General features: G+C 60.9%; 14 protein-coding genes and 3 pseudogenes. 5 read left to right on the top strand and 12 right to left on the bottom strand.

Going from position 1 to position 18943, the window contains the following annotated elements:
• Nucleotides 1–39: 39 nt before the first annotated feature.
• From AC2T9U_RS06070 to AC2T9U_RS06050, 5 genes are all read right to left on the bottom strand, one after another.
• A complete protein-coding gene (locus tag AC2T9U_RS06070; RefSeq protein ID WP_493695524.1) occupies nt 40–1566 on the bottom strand; it encodes a PTS fructose transporter subunit IIC in 1527 nt (508 codons plus the stop codon).
• Nucleotides 1563–2009, bottom strand: coding sequence for a PTS sugar transporter subunit IIA (locus AC2T9U_RS06065; protein ID WP_493695523.1), 447 nt, complete (start codon nt 2007–2009; stop codon nt 1563–1565). Before AC2T9U_RS06065 ends, AC2T9U_RS06070 begins: the two co-directional genes overlap by 4 nt.
• 50 nt (nt 2010–2059) lie before the next feature.
• Nucleotides 2060–3010, bottom strand: a complete 951-nt coding sequence (pfkB, locus tag AC2T9U_RS06060) for a 1-phosphofructokinase (RefSeq protein WP_493695522.1) — start codon at nt 3008–3010, stop codon at nt 2060–2062.
• On the bottom strand, nt 3007–3768 hold the full coding sequence (locus AC2T9U_RS06055) for a DeoR/GlpR family DNA-binding transcription regulator (protein WP_115030263.1): 762 nt from the start codon (nt 3766–3768) through the stop codon (nt 3007–3009). Before AC2T9U_RS06055 ends, pfkB begins: the two co-directional genes overlap by 4 nt.
• Nucleotides 3769–3994: 226 nt before the next feature.
• A complete protein-coding gene (locus tag AC2T9U_RS06050) occupies nt 3995–4645 on the bottom strand; it encodes a TetR/AcrR family transcriptional regulator (RefSeq protein WP_493695521.1) in 651 nt (216 codons plus the stop codon).
• A gap of 220 nt (nt 4646–4865) precedes the next feature.
• On the opposite strand from AC2T9U_RS06050, the gene AC2T9U_RS06045 reads away from it, so the two are divergent.
• Both AC2T9U_RS06045 and AC2T9U_RS06040 read left to right on the top strand, forming a co-directional pair.
• Nucleotides 4866–7871 (top strand): MMPL family transporter, encoded by a 3006-nt coding sequence (locus AC2T9U_RS06045; RefSeq protein WP_493695520.1) that lies wholly within the window; start codon nt 4866–4868, stop codon nt 7869–7871.
• The gene (locus tag AC2T9U_RS06040; RefSeq protein WP_493695519.1) at nt 7871–10396 is read left to right on the top strand and encodes a YhgE/Pip domain-containing protein; all 2526 of its coding nucleotides are present in this window, start codon (nt 7871–7873) and stop codon (nt 10394–10396) included. The genes AC2T9U_RS06045 and AC2T9U_RS06040 overlap by 1 nt, the downstream gene beginning before the upstream one ends.
• 23 nt (nt 10397–10419) lie before the next feature.
• On the opposite strand, the gene AC2T9U_RS06035 is transcribed toward AC2T9U_RS06040, so the two are convergent.
• Nucleotides 10420–11238 carry an SGNH/GDSL hydrolase family protein gene (locus tag AC2T9U_RS06035; RefSeq protein ID WP_493695518.1) on the bottom strand — a complete coding sequence of 273 codons (819 nt, stop codon included), beginning with the start codon at nt 11236–11238 and terminating at the stop codon, nt 10420–10422.
• A gap of 124 nt (nt 11239–11362) precedes the next feature.
• On the opposite strand from AC2T9U_RS06035, the pseudogene AC2T9U_RS06030 reads away from it, so the two are divergent.
• Nucleotides 11363–11500: pseudogene (locus AC2T9U_RS06030) on the top strand (ISL3 family transposase); the annotation flags it as partial.
• Nucleotides 11501–11536: 36 nt separating this feature from the next.
• Here the strand turns inward: AC2T9U_RS06030 and AC2T9U_RS06025 are convergent.
• Together AC2T9U_RS06025 and AC2T9U_RS06020 are read right to left on the bottom strand one after the other, a co-directional pair.
• Nucleotides 11537–12232: an ISL3 family transposase gene (locus AC2T9U_RS06025; RefSeq protein ID WP_493696935.1), complete on the bottom strand. Its 696-nt coding sequence runs from the start codon at nt 12230–12232 to the stop codon at nt 11537–11539.
• 33 nt (nt 12233–12265) lie between these two features.
• Nucleotides 12266–12493 (bottom strand): annotated as a pseudogene (locus AC2T9U_RS06020) (integrase core domain-containing protein); the annotation flags it as partial.
• A gap of 25 nt (nt 12494–12518) precedes the next feature.
• On the opposite strand from AC2T9U_RS06020, the gene AC2T9U_RS06015 reads away from it, so the two are divergent.
• The gene (locus AC2T9U_RS06015; RefSeq protein ID WP_493695517.1) at nt 12519–12890 is read left to right on the top strand and encodes an SNF2-related protein; all 372 of its coding nucleotides are present in this window, start codon (nt 12519–12521) and stop codon (nt 12888–12890) included.
• Here the strand turns inward: AC2T9U_RS06015 and AC2T9U_RS06010 are convergent.
• Together AC2T9U_RS06010 and AC2T9U_RS06005 are read right to left on the bottom strand one after the other, a co-directional pair.
• Nucleotides 12880–13431, bottom strand: coding sequence for a hypothetical protein (locus AC2T9U_RS06010; RefSeq protein WP_493695516.1), 552 nt, complete (start codon nt 13429–13431; stop codon nt 12880–12882). The genes AC2T9U_RS06015 and AC2T9U_RS06010 overlap by 11 nt on opposite strands.
• 302 nt (nt 13432–13733) lie before the next feature.
• Complete coding sequence (locus tag AC2T9U_RS06005; protein ID WP_493695515.1) at nt 13734–14366, bottom strand: hypothetical protein; 633 nt, start codon at nt 14364–14366, stop codon at nt 13734–13736.
• Here AC2T9U_RS06005 and AC2T9U_RS06000 point away from each other — a divergent pair.
• A pseudogene (locus tag AC2T9U_RS06000) lies at nt 14323–14980 on the top strand (IS256 family transposase); the annotation flags it as partial. The gene AC2T9U_RS06005 and the pseudogene AC2T9U_RS06000 overlap by 44 nt on opposite strands.
• Nucleotides 14981–15428: 448 nt before the next feature.
• Here AC2T9U_RS06000 and AC2T9U_RS05995 read toward each other — a convergent pair.
• The gene (locus AC2T9U_RS05995) at nt 15429–17207 is read right to left on the bottom strand and encodes an ABC transporter ATP-binding protein (protein WP_493695514.1); all 1779 of its coding nucleotides are present in this window, start codon (nt 17205–17207) and stop codon (nt 15429–15431) included.
• The gene (locus tag AC2T9U_RS05990) at nt 17200–18918 is read right to left on the bottom strand and encodes an ABC transporter ATP-binding protein (RefSeq protein ID WP_493695513.1); all 1719 of its coding nucleotides are present in this window, start codon (nt 18916–18918) and stop codon (nt 17200–17202) included. The genes AC2T9U_RS05995 and AC2T9U_RS05990 overlap by 8 nt, the downstream gene beginning before the upstream one ends.
• Between the last annotated feature and the right edge of the window lie 25 nt (nt 18919–18943).

The following is an 18943-nucleotide window of genomic DNA, read 5'->3' as shown; positions in this document are numbered from 1 at the left end:
TCCGTCCAAGCCGGTTGGCCCGGGCAGTGTATGGAATGCCTAGAGGGCAGGTGTTGCAGCAGAGACTGTGGGGCGCGCTGCGTGGCTTTTAAGGAGAACCACGAGGGCGCCGGTGACAATCATGCCGACAACAACGGCAAGGACAAACATGAGTGCGTTACCGATAAGAGGTGTGACCCACACACCGCCGTGCGGAGCGCGTAATGTGCATCCAAATGCCATGACGAGGGCGCCGGTAACTGCAGAACCCGCCATCGAAGAAGCGATAACGCGGATCGGGTCAGCCGCGGCGAACGGGATGGCCCCTTCGGAAATAAACGAAAAACCGAGAAGCCATGCAGCTCTACCGTTTTCACGCTCAGGTTCGGTGAACAGTCCGGGGCGTATCGAGGTGGCCAATGCAAGCCCAAGAGGGGCAACCATCCCTGCAGCCATCGTGGCAGCCATGATGACCAGTTGAGGGGCTTGCATGTTGGTTCCAGCAGCCGCCAGACCAGTTGTTGCGAAAGTGTAGGCCGCTTTATTAACTGGGCCACCAAGATCGAAGCCCATCATCAGTCCAAGGATCGCGCCCAGCAGGATCGCGCTAGAACCGGTCATGCCGTTAAGTGCGCCGGTGAGACCATCCATGAGGGCCTTAATAGGACGCCCGAGAACAAGAATCATCGCCGCGGCGGTGATCAGCGTCGACAACAGCGGGATGACAACAACAGGCATGACACCGCGCACACCCTTGTGAACTTTCCAACTGCTAATCCAACGTGCAATGAACCCACCGATGAAACCGGTGATGATGCCACCGATGAAGCCAGCGCCGAGAGTAACGGCAATAGATCCGCCGACGATCCCCGGGACCAGGCCTGGGCGGTCGGCGATGCCGTAGGCGATGTACCCGGACAGGATTGGCACAAGGAACCCGAACGAAGCTGCGCCAATGAGGAAAAGCAGTGCTGCCCAGTGCATGCCATTGGCCGGGTTGAAATCGGCCATGAGGTTAACAGTGTCGGGCTTGCTTTCAAGAGCAAAGTTTTTGGTGACGTCGATAGCGCCGGTTTGTCCGCCGAAAACCTGCGCGAGCATGAATCCTAGGGCGATGAGGATGCCACCCGCAGCGACGAACGGAATCATGTGAGATACGCCAGTCATGAGCCATTGACGAACCTTGGTGCCTGCACCAACTCGCTCAGGTTCTGCCGATGAGGTTGCAGGCTGATTCGTGGAGGTCTCTGGGGTGGTCGATGCAGGGGCAGCAGTGCTGTTCTGCTCGGCTTTGGCTGCAGCTGCGGCGATGAGGGCCTCGGCGTCGCTAATACCTTTTTTGACGCCCACGTCGATGGTGGGTTTACCCGCGAAACGTGCGATGTCTTTCACTTCGAGGTCGTGGGCGAAAATGACAGCGTCTGCTTCGGCGATTTGTTCTGCAGTGAGGGGCTCAGAGCCCGCTGACCCTTGGGTTTCCACGAGCATGGTGTGACCAGCTGCTTTAGCGGCTTGTTCAAGGGCCTCAGCGGCCATGTAGGTGTGGGCGATGCCGGTGGGGCAGGAGGTTACTCCGACGAATTTCATGCGGTCACCGCCGCGGTAATGACCTCGACGACCTGCTCGGTACTGCTGGCCTCGCGGAGGTTGTTTTTGAACTCGTTGTTCATGAGTTTGCGGGCAAGTTTGGCCAGGATGGCCATGTGGGCGTCATCGCCGCCGTCGGGGGCTGCGATGAGGAAAATGAGGTGGGCAGGGCCGTCTTCGGCGCCCCAATCGATCCCCTCGGCACAGCGACCGAAGGCAAGGGAGGGCTCGGAGACGGTGTTGCTGCGGCAGTGCGGGATTCCGATACCGCCGGGAAGACCGGTAGCCATTTGGGCCTCTCGAGCTTCAACATCGGTGATGAATTGCTCGAGGTCGCTGACGCGTCCGGTGGAGACGAGTGTTTCAGCCAAGGCGCGGGTGGCGGTGGCGCGGTCGGTGGCGGGTAGGTCGAGGATGACGTGTTCGGTGCGAATGATGGACAAGACGAACTCCTTTGGTCGCTTTTTCGTACCCGATGTTGTCGGGTGTGTTGTCAGTCTGTAAGGGGAAGGGATAGGTCGGGACTGTCGGTCAAGACGGCCTGGACTGCCGCGACCTGCTCGGGGGTAGGTACTTCGCTACCTGGAAGCGCAACCGCAGCTGCGCCGAAGGCAACAGCACGTAGTAAAGCTTCTGGTCCGGGCAGGCCTTCACTTGTGGCGAGGAGGAACCCGGCAAGGGTGCAGTCACCAGCAGCGACCGTGGACACAGGGTGCTCAATATGGGCGCTGGCGTGGGTAAGGCTGTTGGCGGTGATGTATGCGGCGCCGTCTTTGCCCAGAGAAACAAGCACTGAACCGACACCGGAGTGAATGAGGCTACGGGCTGCAGTGACGACACTACCCAGATCGGGAAGGTCTTTGCCGATGAGCTCGCTGAGTTCTATTCGGTTGGGTTTGATGAGGTCAGGGCCAGCGTTGATGGCGGAAGCCAGAGCAGGGCCAGAGGAGTCAATCGCGATTTTCCCCCCCTTGGCATGGATGCGGTCGGTGAGCTGAGCGTAGATGTCTTCGGGCATTCCTGGTGGAAGGCTGCCGCAGGCTGCTACCCAGGTAACGCTGTGGTCATATGCGTTTTCGACGGTGGTTAAGAGTTCTTCGAGTTCGTGGTCGCTCAGGTGCGGGCCTGTTTCGTTGATTTTGGTGGTGCTGCCGTCTGGCTCCACCAGGGCGATATTGGCTCGGATGCCTTCGCTGATGGGGACGGTGGCTACGGGGCATCGGGCCTCGGCGAGGAGGTCGGCCATGATTTTTCCGTAGGGGCCACCCAGGGGAAGGACTGCGCAGGTGGGTGCGCCGTGGGCCGAAACAGCGCGCGAGACGTTCAGCCCTTTGCCGCCAGGGTCCATGCGAGTTCCAGTGGCACGGTGGACTGTTCCGTGGCCGAGGTAGTCCACGGAAATAGTGCGGTCGACACTGGGGTTAGGGGTCAGGGTGAGGATCATGCGACGAGAACCTCTGGTCCTAGTGAGCGGATTTCGTTGGCCATGTCAGCGTCGATGCCGCCGTCAGTGATGATGGTGTCGACGTCGGAGAAGTCGGCGAATTTGGAGAAGTGAGCGTCGCCGAATTTGCTGCTGTCGGCCAGAACGATAACCCGCCCTGCCGCGGCGATCATGGCTCGTTTCATCGCTGCTTCGGATTGGTCTGGAGTGGTGAAGCCTGTTTCGACGGAGATGCCGTTGGTTCCCATGAAGGCGACATCGACGTGTACTTCTTCCAGTGCGCGTAGCCCCCAGGTGCCGATGCTCGCGTCGGTGCGGGAGCGGACAGCGCCGCCAAGAATATGTAGTTGCAGGTCGTGACGTCGGGCGATGACTTCAGCGACAGGTAGAGAGTTAGTGAGGACGTTGAGGTCCAAGCCGCGGGGGATGTCGTGAGCGATGCCGATGGTGGTGGTTCCGGCGTCGAGGAGGATGGATCCAGCGTTGGGGATACAGGAGAGCGCGGCAGCTGCGATACGGCGTTTTTCGGGTGCGTGTTGCTCGAGTCGGACTGCTGAAGAAGGCTCAAAGTCGAGTTTTTCCACGGCGACGGCGCCGCCGTGGACACGACGGATGAGCCCCTTGCGTTCGAGTTGCGTGAGGTCTCTTCGTACTGTTTCTGGAGTGACTCCGAGTTGTTCGGCCAGGGCAGTGACCTCTACCCGTGTGGCTTGACGTGCGCTTTCAACGATTTGCGCATGGCGCTCGAACTGATGCATCGACTCTCCCGACGTTGGATGGTCGCAACATTAGCGGAGCAAAACAGACATAAACAAGCCGTTTCGCAGGCCCGGTTAAAGCATGAATACGGATGTGTTTTCCTTGCATTTCTCTGAGATGAGACTTATTTCTGCAGCTTAGAGAGGAATCGGGGTAGTTTTTCCGGTTTTCCATCTCTGCTGTGGGCTGATGCCCGCTTGTCTGTAGCTGTTTTTGTTATGCAACTCACTCGGCGTGAGTGGGTTCGGGAGTTTGGGTCGTGGATGGCAGGGCCTCAATGGGGCGGGTCATGTGCGTCAAAGTGGTGACCAGTAAGCGCCGGAGCATGTTGGGTGGGGCACCGCGCAGCAGTGAAGCACGGATGGCGCGCTCAAAGACGCCGCTGAGTACTTCGGTGAGGTCACTGGGGTCAATGAGAGGTTCACGGCCAAGACTGGCTAGCCCTTGCGACACCAGTCGCGCTGTGCGCTCGTTGAACTCGGTACTCCAGCGGCCAAATGTGCCGCCGGGATCTCCGCGGCGGATAGCAAGTAAAGCTAATTCGTTCATCATCGTGAAATATTCCGGGCCCATCGGGTGGGAGGCCAAGAAAGCGTCGACAACGCCACTGAAGTCGCCGGTGGGGCAGACGGTGGCGTTCTCGATTGCCTGAGCGACCGATTCGCTGCGGGCAATGAGCACCTCGACGATCAGCTCATCTTTATCGGAAAAGTTGGAGTAGAAAGCTCCGCGCGTGAACCCGGCCTCCTCGGCGATTTGCTCAACAGTGGTAGCGATGACGCCGTTGCGAACAAAAAGAGTGGTGGCCGCCTCGACGAGGTGCGCGCGGGTGCGGGCACGACGAGGCGAGATCGTCGTGCCGTGCGAGTTATTCATCTGGTTGTCTCCTGGGTCGATGGGGGAGTGGGTGTGTTGATGCAGATGGTGATTGCGGGCTGAGAGTGCCCATTGCCGACATCCCAACTAAAGGATACATTCATGTATTGAGTACATTTGTGTATCGAACTGTGAGGTGGGCAGTGACCTACCTCACCGCGGCCCCACACATCACGCCCGCACCCCGCTGACCATCACACCCTCAGGAGAGTGACTGCCTGTGTCATCAGCCCTCTACACGCTCGGACGCTGGTGCCACCAACACCGCCGCCACGTCCTCGCCACCTGGCTGCTAGCACTCACCCTCATCGCATCCCTCGCCGTTGCGATAGGAACAGGCACCAAAGAGGAATACCGCGTACCTAACAGCGAATCCCAAGAAGCACTCGACTACATCAAAGGCACCTTCCCCGAAATCTCCGGCACCTCTGCCCAAATCATCGTCATCGCACCCAACGGGCGCACCATCACCGACCGCGCCATTCGCACCGACATCGAAAACAGCATCAAACGCATCGAAAACATCGACAGCGTCAAAGCCGTTACCAACCCCTACGACAAGAACGTCTCCGGCTCACTATCCGCAGACAACCGCGCCGCCCTCATCAACATCCAATTCACCGGCGACTTCTTCTCCATCACCGACACCACCCGCGACACCCTCACTAACGAAGCAAACACTCTCACCCACAACGGCACCCGCGCCGTCGCCGGCGGAGCCATCTACAACAACGCCGTCCCCACCATGAGCTGGACCGAAGGCATCGGGCTCATCCTGTCCTCACTAGTCCTACTCATCTTCTTCCGCGCCATCCGCGCCACTGCCGCCCCCATCGTGTCTGCACTCCTAGGTGCAGGCGTCTCCCTCGCCCTCCTCTTCCTCGCTACCAGCATCACCGTCCTGACCGGCACCACCCCCATGCTCGCCCTCATGATCGGCATGGCCGTCGGCATCGACTACTCCCTGTTCCTCCTAGCACGCCACCGCGAAAACCTCCTAGAAGGCATCGACCCGGCCGAATCCGCCGCCCGCGCCACCGCCACCGCCGGATCCGCTGTTCTCTTCGCCGGATTCACTGTCATCACCGCCCTGGTAGGACTTAGCGTCGTAGGCCTACCCTTCCTCACCACCATGGGTATCGGCTCAGCCATAGCCGTAGCCATCGCCGTAGCCGCCGCCCTAACCATCAGCCCAGCCCTCATGTCACTACTGGGCCGAAACATCCTCGCCCACCGTCAGCGCACCAACCCGCCCAGACACGCCACCACCGGCCCCCGATGGGCACACATCTGGATCCGCACCGTCACCCGCTTCCCCCTCCTGACCATCATCGTCCTCACCAGCTCACTCATCTTTGCCTCTATCCCCGCCCGTCACCTCGAACTCGCCCTACCTGACGCCGGCACCACCAACCCCGGCACCAACGCCCGACTCGCCTACGACCTCACCGCTGAGCACTTCGGCCCTGGCGCCAACGGTCCCCTCCTCGTCGTCGCCGACATCGTCAAATCAGAACGCCCCCGCGAACTCATGGACGACCTCAAAAAAGAAGTCGCCTCCATTCCCGGCATCCACCACGTCTCCCTGGCCACACCCAACCGCAACGCCGACACCGGCGTCGTCATCGCCATCCCCACCACCGCCCCCAGCGACCCCGCCACCACCCAACTCGTCCACGAAATCCGCAACCGCGCCACCACCTGGGAAAACCGCTACGACACCACCCTGTCTGTCACCGGCGCCACCGCAGCACAAATCGACATCTCCGAAATGCTCGGAAAAGCACTCATCCCATTCGCCCTCGTCGTCATGGGGCTGTGCCTACTCCTACTGCTCATCGTCTTCCGCTCCGTCCTGGTCCCCCTGACCGCCACCCTCGGATTTCTCCTATCCGTCTTGACCGCCTTTGGCGCCGTAGCCGCCGTCTATTCCTGGGGCTGGCTCGCCGAACCCCTCTCCGTCAGCCGCCTAGGCCCAGTTATCAGCTTCATGCCCATCATCCTGATGGGTGTCCTATTCGGGCTCGCCATGGACTACCAGATGTTCATCGTGTCCCGCATGCACGAGCACTACAGCCACAACGGTGACCCCGACAGCGCCGTCGAAAACGGATTCGCCGCAGCAGCCCCCGTTGTCACCGCAGCAGCAGTCATCATGGTCGGCATCTTCGCCGCCTTCGTCCCCCATGGGAGCGCCACTATCAAACCCATCGCACTGGGCCTAGCCGTCGGTGTCTTCGTCGACGCCTTCATCGTCCGCATGGCCATCGTCCCCGCCGCACTCAAACTCTTCGGACACGGAGCCTGGTGGCTCCCCACCAAACTCGCCACCCACCTACCTGCCATCGACGTAGAAGGCACCGGAGTTATGCGCCAGATCTCAGCCCAAAAAACCGCCAACCGTCACCCCCAACGCATCGTCCACGCCACAGAACTCGCCGTCACAGGAGCACGAGGCACCGTCTTCTCCCACCTCGACCTCACCCTCAACGACGGACAACTCGCCATCCTCGCCGGCCCCGAAGGATCCGGAAAAACAACCGCTCTACTCACCCTCGCTGGCCGCATCTACCCCAGCTACGGAGACCTCACCGTCGGCGGGCACGTCATGCCCGAACACTCCGGCACCATCCAACACCTCGCATCCCTGGCCGAAATAAGCGGCGTCAACCCCCTCGAAAATGACCTCAGCGTCAAACAAAACATTGCCGAAACACTTTCCACTCGCACCCTCATGCCATGGGCTCGACGCCGTGACATCGACATCGTCATCGACAGCCTCAACCACCTCATTACGTACGCCCTCGACACCGCCGATCTACCTCTAGAGCCCAGAGCAGGCAGCAGTTATCTCGTCCACCGCGACACACTCGTCCGCGACCTTCCACGCCTGAGCCGCATGCTCCTGGGTATCGTCCTAGCCACCATCGGACGGCCACCATTCATCCTCATTGACGACATTGACACCCTCCGCACCATCGCCGAACGCCGCGGAGCCTGGGCTGCTATCGGCCTGCTCCTGCGCGAACGCGACACCCCCCTAGCTATCCTCACCGCCTGCCAAGACCCATTCCCGACCAACGAACTCACCACACTCACCGGCCTATCCGAAACCGATATCACCCACATCGACATCGCCCACCCCATCCACCAAACAGACACACCCACCACCTCCGAAGAAACAGTTACCCAGCAGCCGGCCACCGCATCGAAAGCACACAACTGATGGCATTACTTCCCACCCTCAGCAGCTCAGAACTGCGCCGCATCTCCCGAGGATGGTTCGGCAAACTCGTCGTTATCGCACTCCTTCTCATCCCATCCCTCTACGCCGGTCTGCTCACCTACAGCAACATCGACGCCACTAACCGCCTCGACAACGTACCGGCCGCTATCGTCAACAAAGACGAACCTGCCACCGTCACCGACGCCAACGGCAAAAAACAGGTAGTCCCCCTCGGCCGGGTTGTTAGTGGAAAACTCACCGGAAGTGACGCCACCAACAACCTCAAGTGGAAACTCACCGACGAAAACGACGCCAACGATGGCCTCGCTAACGGTCGTTATTACGCCGTCCTCACCATCCCCAAAGACTTTTCCACCCAAGCCACCTCTTCCTCCGACCCGAAAAAAGCCACAAACGCCCGTCTAGAACTCAACACCAATGACGCAACCAGCTACCTGGCAGGAAACATTGCCGGAACAGTCGCCACCCGCATCACTGACAGCACTGGCGACGAGCTGACCAAAAAATATCTCGACCGCGTCTTCCTCGGCTTCAATGGAATATCCGAACAAATGGGCAAAGCCGCCGACGGAGCCAAAAAACTCCAAGACGGATCTCAACAACTTGTTAACGGCGTCACCTCCGCCCATAAAGGATCCGGAACCCTTGACTCCGGTATGGGGCAGCTCGTCACCGGTAGCCAGAACCTCGCCTCCGGGAACAAACAGCTCGCCGACGGGGCCGGCAAACTTTCTGACGGGGCCGGCAAACTTTCTGACGGGGCCGGCAAACTTGCCACTGGTCTCAACACCGCTAAAGACAAAACAGCTCAACTACCTGAACAAAGCAAACAACTCGCTGACGGTTCTAAAAAACTTGCCGACGGTATCGGGGCTGTTGATACTGGCGCCAAAAAACTTGCTGAAGGAACTAACTCCCTGGCCAAAGCCACCACCGCGCTACCAGAACAGGTAGGACAACTCGCTCAAGGGGCCACTGCCTTCGCTGACGGTTCTAAAAAACTTGCCGACGGAGCTACCCGCTTGGGCGCTGGAGCCCAAACTGTCGCCACCGGCGGCACCGCGCTGGCTAAAGGGACCACTCTTCTGGCTGGTGGGGCCTCCCGACTCAAAACCGGTGTGGACCGCTACACCGGCGGCGTTGACCAACTTGCTTCCCAATGCGCAGCTTCCGGCGCGAGCGAAGCTTTCTGCGCCCAACTGAACGCAGTCAGTGACCAAAGCGGCTCTATCCGCAGTGGTGCAGGGCGATTGGCTGTCGGAGCAGCGCCACTAGCATTGGGAGCAGAACGACTCCAAGCAGGTGCTACTCGTCTTGCTGACGGTGCTGCCAAATACAACCAAAGTGTTCAGCAAGCTGCTCCCGCCGCTGCTCGTCTGGCCGATGGTCTGAAGAAATTTGCCACGTCCGTTCCAGCTCTCGCCACGGGGGTACAACGTCTCCAGGACGGCGCCAACAAATTGGCGCAAGGGACAGGTCCTCTACACGCCGGAGCCGACAAGCTCGCCGGTGGGCTAGGCCAGCTAGCGGCAAGCACACCCGCTTTAACGAAAGGCATCGCTGATGCCGCTAACGGAGCCACGGCACTGTCCACAGGAGCCACTAATCTGCGCGGCGGTGCAGACAAACTCTCTACAGGAGCCACGAGTGCCGCTGCCGGGGCCACCAAACTCGCTGAAGGAAACGCTAAAGCTGCTCAAGGTGTTCACGACCTGCACACCGGACTGGGCAAACTTGATGACGGTGCCGGCAAACTCTTGCACGGATCAACAGATCTGGCTAAAGGTTTAGCGACCGGCGCAAAGAAGGTTCCTACGTACGATTCGGATGAGCGTAATAAGCTCAGCGCGGTCGTGGCTAAACCAGTTGATGGGGAAAATGTTCGCCTTAACCGTGTCGCTAACTACGGTGCTGGACTTGCGCCATACTTCTCCGCTTTAGGGCTGTGGGTCGGCGGCATGGGCCTGTTCTTCATGCTGCGTCCGCTGCCAAAGCGTGCCATGGCCTCTACAGCATCACCATGGCGAGTGGCTTTGGCTGGGTTCGCCCCTGCGGCGGTGATTGGCGTGGGGCAGTCAGTGTTACTTTTTGCGGCCATGCACTGGGCTCTGGGAATCACCATCAGTAACCCTGGACTGTTTATTGGGTTCGCTGCGTTGGCTTCGTGTGCTTTCATGGCGATCAACCAGGCCTTGGTGGCTGGATTGGGCCCAGCTGGCAGGTTTATTGGGCTTCTGCTTGTTGTGGTGCAGCTGTCTTCAGCAGGAGCTACTTATCCCATCGAGACTGCTCCAGGATTCTTCCAATTCATGCACCCGCTGTTGCCGATCACATACACGGTGCAGGCGTTCCGTTCACTCATTGCTGGAGGGACTTTGCACTTGGCACCTGCCGCTTTGGTGATGTTGTTGTGGCTGATCGCGGCTCTTGGACTAACAGTGTTTACGGCAGCGCGGGGCAGGATGTGGACTGTTTCGCGGTTGCGGGACGGAGCGATTGCATGAACCTGATTAGGTAGTCCACCTCGCTACAGGTTTGTGGAGGTGATGGTGTCGAGAATCATCGATGCCATCACCTTCACTCCTTCTGGGGAAGGGTGCACCCCATCGGGAACGAGGCTGGTGCGGGTGGCGTCGTTGGCGGCACGGATTTTGTCAGCCCAGGGGACGAGGTGGAGGTTGGGGTGCCGAGTGGCAGCTTCGGTGAGCATGCCGTGGAGTCGAGTTGAGGCGTTTTCGTCTGCGGTGGGATTGGCGGCGCGGCGGACGAGGGGAGTGACCCAGTAGATGTGGCGCTCTGGGCCTGCGGTGCGCATGATGCGTTCGATTTGTACGGGAAAAAGTGCTGGTTCGAAGATGTCGTTTTCGCCCGAGACGATGACCAGTGTGCGAGGTTGTGCGTTGGCGGCGTCGATGGCTACGAGGGCGTCTGCGGCTGCGTGGGTGGGGCGGCCGTTCCAGTGATCGAAGGTCATGGGGTGTTGGTGTTCTTCGAGGGTGCTGGCCAGGGCAGAGTGTAGGCGGGCGGCTACGGAGTCCCCAAGCAGGAGTACGCCGTGGGGGTTGTCGGCGACTTTTTTCATGGCGGGGATGGGGTCGTTTTTGTGTCCGTAGTGTTGCCAGGGGCCGATGGGGCCTGAGCCGCTGAGAGGTTCCGCAGTGGGGGTGGGTTGGGTGTGGGGGGCGGTGGCGCGGCCGATGAGGCAGCCGCCGGTAAGGCCTGCGCAGAGGGCGGCAATTGTCACTGCGGTGAGGATGCGGTGAGGCAGGGCAGGGCGAGGCGAGGTGTTGGTGACAGTCGCAGTGATGTCGGTGCTCGTAGCCTCGATGGTGGGGGAGGGGTTCATGACGTCTACCGAATCGGCTGGGCGGTAACGCTTTTGAGTGTTTTGTGGAGGTTGTTAGGGGGAGCGATCTCGATCGTGTCGTTGAGGTTAAATTTTTGGAAGTTCCGTCTATTGAATTAATTTTGGCCAGCGCGTTGACCCGGACAAGACGGTGCTGGCCTGTCGTTTCGTCGCCGATGACCCGTGGTGTCGCCGTTGCGGCAGCCAGGGGCGTGTGCGCGACACCACAGTCCGGGGGCTGGCCCACGCACCGCTGGGGTGGTGACCCACGGTCCTGCAAGTCGGGTTGCGTGGCTCTTCACAGTTGAGCATGGGTGAGGGGCAGGCCGCCGGCGATGCGGCATTGGAGCTCGATGAGTCCGTTCACTGCCTCGGTGCCGCCGTTGCCGGCACCGCCGGTGTCGAAGTAGCCGAGAAACTCGAACCGCCAGCGGCGCAACGTCTTGCCGGTAGGCGACTTCGGGGATGGGGCAGGTGTGGAAGCTGGCGAGGACCTTCTCGACTGCGGCGCGACCGGCCTGGTGGGTCTCGTGGGGGTAAACCGCCGGAAGGCCTGCGCACACTGGTAGACGATCTCGACCTCGAGGTGTTCCTCGCGGGCGGTGAACGCCACGGCCAGGCGGACACGTTGGCGGCGGGTGAGGCGCTCGGTGCCGGTGCACAGGATGTTCCGCACGCCGTAGAGCGGGTCGCCGGAGTGTCCACGGCGTCCGGTGGCCTCCTGTTGGACTCGGCGACGCACGTCGTCGACGAACTGGGTGGCGAGCTTGACCACGTGGAACGTGTCGCGCACGGACGCAGCGGCGGCGAGCTGCTCATCGATGGCGTTCTCGTACCCGTGGAACGAATCCAAGGTGACGACCTGGACCCCGGCGCGGAAGGCGTCGCCAGGCTCGTCCAACCAGTCCTTGTACACCTGGCCCGAACACCCCGGGACCAGGTCCAGGAGCCGTGCGTGGATACGCCCGTTCTGGTCACGGGCCAGGTCGACCATGCCGGTCAGGTCCTTAGGATTGCGTCCTCCGTGTCCGACGGCCAGGGTCCGGTGGAAGCGTTCGATCTTGCCGTTGGTCTGCGGCCGATACGGGCGGGTGCGCTTATGCCGGATGCCGAGCTCTGCACAGGTGTCTCGCCACACGGTGACCCCACGCTCGTTGAGCCACTCGACAGCCCGAACCAAGACCGCAGTGGCGGTGATCGCAGTTTCGTCGTCGTGGATCTCGGCGTAGGCGACGCGCGAGTAGTCGTCGATGACGGGTACGCCGCTGGAGAACTCGCTCATGGACCTGTGGTCGCTGCTGTCGTTGACGGCGCCGATGCTGTACCCGCAGCCGCACCATTTCGCCACGGACTACAAGACCCCGATCGAGGTCGACGGTGATCGGATGCGCCTGGCGTCGTTGCGTCGGTCGATCGCATCTTTCGTGTTGCGCCGCACCAAGGAGTCCGTGGCCCGCGATCTGCCTCCCAAGCAGGAGCAGACCCTCGTCGTGCCGAAGAATCCGGCCCACCGCAAGGTCTACGACCGCCACCTGCAGCGCGAGCGCCAACGCGTCATGGGGCTGCTCGCCGACCTCAAGAGCAATCAGGTCGCCGTGCTCTCGGCGTTGACGACGCTCCGCCAGATGGCTCTCTCCCTCTCTACTCGATGAGCAATACGCCGCGATCGAGCCCAGTAAGGTCGAGGTCCTCGTCGAGCACCTGACCGAGCTCGCCGCCGAGGGGCACCGTGCGTTGATCTTCTCCCAGTTCACGCGCTACCTGCGGCAGGTCCGCGACGCCCTGTAGAAGGCGGGGATCTCGACGGAGTACCTCGACGGCCGCGCCCAGAACCGCCCCGAGGTCCTCACTCGATTCCGGGAGGGCGACGCCACCGCGTTCTGCATCTCTCTCAAGGCCGGCGGGTTCGGCATCACCCTCACCGAGGCCGACTACGTCTACGTCCTCGACCCGTGGTGGAACCCGGCCGCCGAGGCCCAGGCCATAGACCGGCCCCACCGCATCGGGCAGGACAAGCCCGTCATGGTGTACCGCCTCGTCGCACAGGACTCCATCGAGGAGAAGGTCCGCGACCTGCAGGAGCGCAAACGCGACCTCTTCGCCCGCGTCGTCGACGACGGCGCCGCCTTCTCCCAGGTCCTCACCGCCGATGACCTGCGCAACCTCCTCGCCTGAGGAATTCCTCACCTCCACACCCCCCTTTTTCAGTCAATTCCCAGCGACACGACGCCAACGGCGAACACCTGACTTTTATCTGAAAGCCGCAGGTCACAGTATGGACTTCCTTCGATCACGATCCGGATGCAGAGCCCTTTCGGGCTGGATCGCGAACCATTGCCTTCCCGAGCGTGGTCGGCGGCGAGCGGATCCCGAGGCACCCGGCCGACGGACCACGCCCATCACACACAAGGGGAAACCATGCACCTATCGGCTCTTGCGTCTGCCGCGGCCGTCACCGCCCTGACCGCATCGATGTTCATGGCCGCAGCTCCGGCTCAGGCATACGAGACATCGTCTGCCCGCGAACGTATCCACACCACCGTGGTGAAAGGGAACTCGGCCGCCTTCACCTCCCCGAGCGGAAACATCACCTGCATGATGGTCAAGAACGGTAAGAAGACCGCCGTGCGTTGCGACATCTCCAAGAAGACGTGGCGAGTCATGAAGCCTGCCAACTGCACGGGCATGGGCGCAGCAGGTGTCGTCCTGAATGGCCGCGCCGACCAGGCATGCGTTGCCCACCCGGGCGACACCACGAGGGGAGCAGCCGTCATCTCGAAGACCAACGACATGATCGGCTGGTACAGCCGCCACATCGGCGTCCCCACCCGGACGGCGAACAATGACGGCGCCAACGCCGGACTGCGGTACGGGCAGGCGCTGAAGCTCGGCTCGGCCACGTGCACGTCCTTGAAGTCCGGCGTGAAATGCGTCGACAGTAACCGACACGGTTTCACCATCTCTCGCGGCTCGTACACCTTGTTCTGATCCAGTGCGCCGAGACGCCGGTCATCGAACCTTCTGAACGCTGAACGGTGCCCTCGCACGACGAACGGCGGCCCACCGACGAGATGGTCGGGGGCTGCCATCATCGGCGTCGAGTACGGCAAGCCCTCGGCGTCGCGCACGGCGCAACGCAACGGCTACCGCCACCGCGACCTCGATCCCCGGGTAGGAACGATCGACGTGGCCGTACCCAAGCTGCGCACCGGAACGTACTTTCCCGAGTGGCTGCTGCAACGGTGTAAGCGGGCCGAGTCTGCGCTGATCACTGTGGTCGCGGACTGTTATCTGGCGGGGGTGTCGACCCACCGCATGGACAAACTGGTGAAGACGCTGGGCATCGACTCGCTGTCGAAGTCCCAGGTGTCCCGGATGGCTGCTGACCTGGACGAGCTCGTGGCCGACTGCCGCCACCGCCGACTGGACGACGCGGGCCCGTTCACGTTCGTCGCCGCTGACGCCCAGACCATGAAGGTCCGCGAAGGCGGGCGCGTCATCAACGCCGTCGTCCTGCTCGCTACCGGCGTGAACGCTGACGGCCACCGCGAAGTCCTGGGCATACGGGTAGCCACCGCCGAAACCGGGCCCGCGTGGAACGAGTTCTTCGCCGACCTCCTCGTCCGCGGCCTGAGCAGGGTCCGCCTGGTCACCTCTGACGCGCACACGGGCCTGGTTGAAGCCGTCGCCGCGAACCCTGCCCGGCGCATCCTGGCAACGCTGCCGCACGCACTACACCGCCCGCAGCCTCCTGGAGGCCGGCGGCTTCAAGACACACCTACACCGTTGATTGGGAAGAGCCATTAACGCCCCGGGTGATGGTGATACTTGATGTCGGCAACCCCAGAGAAAAATAAGAGCTAATGCGATTCCCTCCACGGAACGGGTGAATGTGTCGATGTCGATATTGCCGACACTAGTCAGAGAAGAGATGAGAGCGGGCTTGAGGAACTCCGGGAGTGGGAGCCCTTGAAACCCCTGCGGTATGGCTTGTCACGCACGTGAGGCTTCTGGGCGCCATATGGGTGTCGAGACCTTGGGCTTGGAGCTTACGCGCGGTCTCTCGGACAGGCAGAGAAAAACTGCAAAATATGTGGAGGCGGGAAAGAAGTCACATATCAACCATGCAAGATCGTTGCTCGGCATGGTTGAAGTGCTGCCCGCCCCCACAGTGAGGTGAGATGCGCTTTTCAGCAGGTAGTGGATGAGGTCAGTTGCCAACCGTGTGCAGCTCGTCTGCGGTCCCAGAAGCGGCGGTAGGTTCCTGATGCTGCGTGCAGCTGTGCATGTGTCCCAATCTCCTCGATGCGCCCTTCCTGGTTGAGCACGACGATTTGATCAGCGTCCTCAATGGTTTCCAGTTTGTGGGCAATGACGATCAACGTAGAGGAAGCCCGTAGCCGTGCAACTGCCGCCATGACGTTGCCTTCGTTCTCGGCATCGAGGGCAGAGGTTGCTTCATCGAAGAGAACGATGGGGGCGTTTTTGAGCAGGGCTCGTGCGATGGAGACGCGTTGGCGTTCACCGCCGGATAGACGTCGTCCACCTTCACCCACGGCAGCGTCCCAGCCGAGCCGGTCAGCGATTGATGTGACTCCAGCCAAGTCGCTGACCTCACGGATTTCAGCGTCGGTGGCTTCAGGGCGAGCTACTCGAATGTTCTCCATCAGGGTGTCGTCAAACAAGTACACGTCTTGGAACACCATCGACATTCGTGCCATCAGGTCTTCGGTGCGCATCTGGCGAATATCGACGTCATCGACGCGGATTTCTCCAGCGTCAACATCCCAAAAGCGCGCGATAAGTCGTGCGAGCGTTGTTTTACCGGAGCCTGAAGGGCCCACGATGGCTGTCATCGTGTGTGGCGCAACAGTGAAAGAAACATCACGTATGACAGGGCGTTCGGGGTCATATCCGAATCGCACGTTCTGTAGCGCTATTTCGTGGCCGTCTGTGTGGTTAACAGGCTGGGCTGAGTGGGTGGGTTCGCTCAACAGGGGAGCGTTGACGATTTGTCCAAGGTGTTGGAGAGGTTTGCGTAGCACCCCAAGGTTGAGCATCAGTTGGCCGAGTTGTTCGAGGTTGCGTGCGTAGCGCAGCAGTACCCCGATGAACACCACCGTGGTGATGGGGTCCAGCTGTGTATGGATGATGACGGTGATTGTTACGACAACGACAGATTGAAGAACCATGCCGTTGAACAAGATCGGCAAGAGGCTGAGCCATAGTTCTTTGCGTTGCGCGCGTTCATTTTCTGCGGCGGCTTGTCGTAGAGGTTCGTAGTTGATGCTGCGCCCGGCTGCGCGCAGCATGGGTTGGCAGGAAGCGAACTCAACGAGCCGGTGGGCTACTTCGTTTTCGCTGGCGGCGGATGCGCGGCGAAGACGGTTCAGTAGCGATTGGGACCACATCAATGTGATGGCGATGAAAGGTGCCAGGAGAGCCAATGTCCAGCCCACGCGAGGCTGCCAGAGGGTGGCACCGCCGATAATCGTCAGCAGACCAGCGGCATTGCGAACGATCTGCCCGGTGTATTGGGCACTGTTCTCAGCAACGAGGACCGTGTCACGTGCGATGAAGCGCGATAGTACGGCTGTGCGGGCGGGGGTGAACCAGCCCATGGGTAGGCGTGCAAGGGTGCGGCCTAGCCGGTCATTGGAGTTGTTGAGGTAATCGATGACTGCGGCGTATCCGAAACGGGCCGAGGTGTATTGCCAAATTGCGCCAATGAGGGCTAGTGCGCCGATGGTGGCGATCCATGGTGTGGCTGGGTTCCCCTGTGCCAGGGCTGATGCTAGGGGCATCAGCAGGGACACGGCTAGACCATCGAGAGCACCGCCGACAGCATTCATGAACAGGAAGATGCGTTGCCGTCGTTGCCCTTCGGTGCCCAAGTAGGGGCGCAGTGCGTTGATCAGTAGCGGATCGCGCCAGGCGGAGAGCGCGCGGGTAGCGGATTGCTCAGACATGGACAGCTCCCAACAGCGTGGAGAGTTCGGCGTGCGTGGGGTTGGACTGCACTGCCGCGATCTGACCGTCGCGAAGAGCCACTACTTGATCGACGCCGATGACTGAGGCGGCAGTGTGGGCGATCACGATGACGGTGCGTCCGATGGCCAGGTGGCTCAGGGCCGCCTGGACTTCGGCCTCAACCTCGGGGTCGGTGGCGGTTGTTGCTTCGTCGAGGATGACGATCGGGCGGTCGGCCAGGAGTGCCTGTGCGATGGCTAGGCGTTGGCGCTGTCCTCCGGAAAGGTTGGCTCGGGAGTCCAGGCCATTTGGCAGGGCTGCGATTTCGTCCCAGATGTGGGCTCCGATGGCGGCTTGGCGTACCTGTTCTTCGGTTGCTTCTGGTTTAGCTAGGCGGATGATTTCCCGCAGTGGAAGGTCAGGAAGGTGCGGGGTTTGTAAGACGAATGCCACATGTTCGTAGAGGTTGTCGATGTCGCGGATATCGACTCCGCCGATGCGTATGACGCCGCTGGTGGGGTCGTTAAATCGGGCGATCATGGTGGCGAGGGTGGATTTTCCTGACCCGGAGGGTCCTACCAGGGCGGTGGTTGAACCGGCGGGAATGGTTACTGACACGTTGCGTAGGGCCGTGGTGCCTTCGTTGTAGGAGAAGGTGACGTTTTCGAATTGCACGGATGTGTCGGCGGGGGTGTGTTTCTGATCGGTGGGGTTGTGGGTGGTCAGTGTTGGAGTGTCTATCAGATCGCGGATGCGCACGGCGGCGCTTCCGGCTAGCTGGTAGGACCACATCGACCCACCGAGGACGACCACTGCGCCAGGGATGACTAGCGAGATCAGTGTGGTGGTGAGTAGGTCGACAACTCCGACATGCCCGGCCTGGACGAGTAGAGCGCCGATAGCGGTGTTGACGAACAGCAGCACTGAGGTGCTGACGACCGCTTCGGATAGGGCGCTAATACGCAGCAGTGGTTTGATCCAGTCGAGGAAGAAATCGACGAAGCGCGTTGATGCTTGTGTGAATCGTGAGTGGGCTTCGTTGGTGCGTCCGAATGCTCGGACGACTTCGATGCCGTCGCAAAATTCGACCACCGTGGCTGATGCCTGCTCCAGGAGGTGGTTCATTTGTGCGGTTTTTTCGCCCATGCCGCGCATGCTGAATAGCTGCAGCAGCACGTATAGCGGCAGCGTCGCGATAGATAGCAGGCCTAGGCGCCAGTTGACGACGAAGGCGTAAACCACCAGACATATGGGGGAGACGATCGCAAAAGTGGTTTCGACTGGGGCGTGGGCGATGAGTTGGTGCAGGGTTTTGGTGTCGTCTTGCACGGCTTTGCGGACGCGACTTGAGTTGGTTGAGGTGAACCATGACAGGGGCGCTTGGGCCAGGTGGGTGATGAGTTCTCGGCGGATATGCCCGGCGAGTTTCAGGTCGGCGAAATGGCAGACGGTCAGTGCGAGAAAGTGCACGAACAATTGACCAAGAAATGTGGCGATGAGGATATATGTGACATTTCGCACATTGTTCGCGTCAGGGGCGTTGCTGAGTAGTAATCGTCCGAGTTCAACGAGGGCTACGTAGGGGGCGATGGAGAGCAGCCCGGAGAGCCCGCCCAGTATTCGTGCAGTCAGTAGAAGGCTGCGAACAGGGGTGAGCAGAGTTCCTAAGGCTGCTTGACCTGCTTGATTGTCGGGTGAGTCGGTATCCAATTTTCCTCCTCGGCGGTGTCCCGCA

This window comes from Dermatophilus sp. B7861-1 (genome assembly GCF_058996045.1).
The sequence above is the reverse complement of the archived record's forward strand: the minus strand, read 5'-3'. Positions and strand labels throughout refer to the sequence as shown.